Source organism: Flavobacterium sp., assembly GCF_036515215.1.
Lineage (GTDB): Bacteria > Bacteroidota > Bacteroidia > Flavobacteriales > Flavobacteriaceae > Flavobacterium.
On sequence record NZ_DATBVQ010000048.1, the window covers coordinates 1 to 3129 of the forward strand.

Genomic DNA, 3129 nt, shown 5'->3' on the forward strand with positions numbered 1-3129 from the left:
TTGTCCAAAACGGGTAAGTGTGGTAGAGGGATGACCTTTACCATCACCAGCATGACAACTGATGCAGCTTGTTGAAACAAATGTAGGACCAAGTCCTATTTCGCGGGTAAAAACCTCATTGAATGCCGCATCACCTTTTAAGAAACGTGCTAACTCTTCATGGGAGAGCCCTTCTACGGTTCCATCTAAAACTTCATCATCAGCAGGAATTTCAGTATAGCTTTCATCACAAGATGTAAATAACAGGATTAAGAGTATTGGTATAACTCCAAAAAACAAGTGTGTGGTTTTCATTTGAATAAATTATATTTTAGACAAAGCTAAATAAATATTTCGTATTAAATAAAAATATAATAATAAAAATTAATTAATCCCTAAATCATATAAATTTTATTGTTACTTTTGTATTAGTGAAATGGATGAACCTCATACTATCAATTTATCTAACAGCACTTTCATTTTTGCCTTGTGCTGATTTGGAAGTAAATAGTTTTGTACATACATCAAAGGAACTTTCCTCCTATAAAGAAAACCATTCCCACAATAAAGAAAAAGATTTGTGTTCTCCTTTCTGCTCTTGCAATTGTTGTGGAGTGCAAATATTAAGTCATTTTCCAATTAATTTCGATTTTCCTTTAATTTCTACGGTTATTAAAACCAAAGAGCCATTCTATAAATCTATTTTTGCATCCAATTTCTTCGGAAGTATTTGGCAACCCCCTCAAATAGCATAATGATACCCGTCCCGATAGCTATTGGGATTCGGGTTAGAAAGTTGTGACCTTATCACAAATAATGGCAAATATTCTATTTGCTAATTTCTAATTCATTATAATATTTTCAATGTTAGACAAAATCATACAGTTTAGTATAAAGAACAAGTTCATTATACTTTTATTTACCCTCGTACTTATAGCATGGGGAAGTTATTCCATTAAAAATTTGCCGCTTGATGCATTACCTGATGTAACTAACAATCAGGTTCAGATCATTACTACTGCTCCTACATTGGCCAGTCAGGAAGTAGAACAATTAATTACCTATCCGCTTGAACAAGCTGTAAAAACCATTCCAAAAGTCATCGAGTTACGAAGTATTTCTCGATTTGGATTATCGGTGGTTACAGTAGTTTTTAAAGATGATGTAGATATTTATTGGGCAAGAGAACAAATTTTTCAACGCTTGAAACAAGCCGAAGAAAACATACCAAAATATGCAGGTTCACCAGAATTAGCACCAATTTCAACAGGCCTTGGCGAAATATATCAATATGATGTATATGCAAAAAAGGGCTATGAAGACAAATACGATGCAGTCAAATTGCGAACCATTCAGGACTGGATTATTATTCCACAACTACAAGGTATTGAAGGTGTTGCCGAAGTAAGCACTTGGGGCGGAAAACTAAAACAATATGAAATTGCAGTTAATCCTAATACCTTAAATAGTTTAGGAGTAACAATAACTGAAATTTTTGAAGCTTTAGAAAAAAACAATCAAAACACTGGTGGTGCTTATATCGAGAAAGATCAATATGCTTATTTCATTCGTGGTGTCGGTATGGCATCTGGTATCAAAGATTTAGAAAACATAGTGGTCAAAAACAGAAACGGATCACCCGTTTTGGTTCGGGATGTAGCTTCAGTAAATGAAGGAATATCATTGCGTTATGGAGCTTCAACAAAAGATGGAAAAGGCGAAATTGTTTGCGGATTGGTACTAATGCTTAAAGGAGAAAACTCCAGTGCCGTTGTTGATAGAGTGAAAGAAAAAATGGAGCAAATCAACAAAACCCTACCCGAAGGTGTTGTTGCCGAAGCTTTTATCGACAGAGGAAAATTAGTAGATAGTGCTATAGGAACTGTTACCAAAAACTTATTGGAAGGGGCTTTAATAGTAATATTTGTACTGATATTATTTCTTGGAAATCTTCGGGCCGGATTAATTGTCGCATCCGTAATTCCATTGTCCATGCTTTTTGCAGTAATTTTAATGAATGCTTTTGGAGTAAGTGGAAACCTGATGAGTTTAGGGGCAATCGATTTTGGAATTATAGTCGATGGTGCGGTAATTATAGTCGAAGCCACGATGCACCATTTACAAAAACTCAAAAGGCAAAAGGCTTTAACACAAACTGAAATGGATAGCGAAGTATATAAATCTGCTTCAAAAATCCGAAACAGTGCCGCTTTTGGTGAAATCATAATTTTAATCGTTTATCTTCCTATACTGGCATTAGTAGGAACGGAAGGAAAAATGTTTAGACCCATGGCCATGACCGTAGGTTTTGCAGTTATTGGAGCATTTGTACTTTCACTTACTTACGTACCTATGATGAGTGCGATGTTTTTATCAAAAAACACCGAACATAAACCCAATTTTAGTGACAAAATGATGGCGTGGTTTGAAAAAATATATGCACCATTTTTAGATAGCGCCTTGCGTTTCAAGAAAGCAGTTTTAGCAATTGCTTTAGGAATGTTTGTCTTTGCAATTATTGTTTTCCAAAATATGGGAGGCGAATTTATACCAACAATCGAAGAAGGTGATTTAGCTATTAATGCTACTATTATGACGGGTAGTTCGCTTTCGCAAATGGTTAAAACCACTACCGAATATGAAAAAATCCTAAAAGCGAAATTCCCGGAAATAAAAACCATAGTTTCAAAAATTGGTAGTGGTGAAATTCCGACTGACCCGATGCCTATCGAAAGTGCTGATTTGATTATTGTTTTAAAAGACAAAAGCGAATGGACTGGTGATTATGATAATTGGGAAGATTTGGCGAATGCAATGAAGGAGGAAATGGAAGCCATTCCTGGTGCAAATATCGAAGTTTCGCAACCCATTCAAATGCGTTTTAATGAATTAATGACGGGAAGCCGAAGTGATATTGCCATCAAAATTTTTGGAGACGATTTAGAAATTTTAGATACTAAAGCCAAAGAATTGATTGCTAAAGTCAACAATATTGAAGGTATTGGAGACTTAAAAGCTGACAAAGTAACGGGTTTACCTCAAATAACCGTAAAATATGATTACAGTAAAATAGCCTTGTACGGTTTAAATATAACGGATATAAACCAAATCATTCGTTCCTCTTTTGCCGGAGAAAGTGCCGGTAAGATT

Annotated in this window: 3 protein-coding genes; 2 read left to right on the forward strand and 1 reads right to left on the reverse strand. The window is 35.1% G+C overall.

Annotation, left to right across the window (positions count from 1 at the left end; genetic code table 11):
- Positions 1-294: di-heme oxidoredictase family protein (locus tag VIH09_RS03665; protein WP_331577997.1), on the reverse strand; the 294-nt coding region annotated here is incomplete at its 3' end.
- A 125-nt stretch (positions 295-419) separates the two neighbouring features.
- On the opposite strand from VIH09_RS03665, the gene VIH09_RS03670 reads away from it, so the two are divergent.
- Both VIH09_RS03670 and VIH09_RS03675 read left to right on the forward strand, forming a co-directional pair.
- Positions 420-734 (forward strand): DUF6660 family protein, encoded by a 315-nt coding sequence (locus VIH09_RS03670; protein WP_331577999.1) that lies wholly within the window; start codon positions 420-422, stop codon positions 732-734.
- Positions 735-843: 109 nt separating this feature from the next.
- Positions 844-3129, forward strand: a 2286-nt coding sequence (locus VIH09_RS03675; RefSeq protein WP_331578001.1) for a CusA/CzcA family heavy metal efflux RND transporter, incomplete at its 3' end; no start/stop codon positions are given.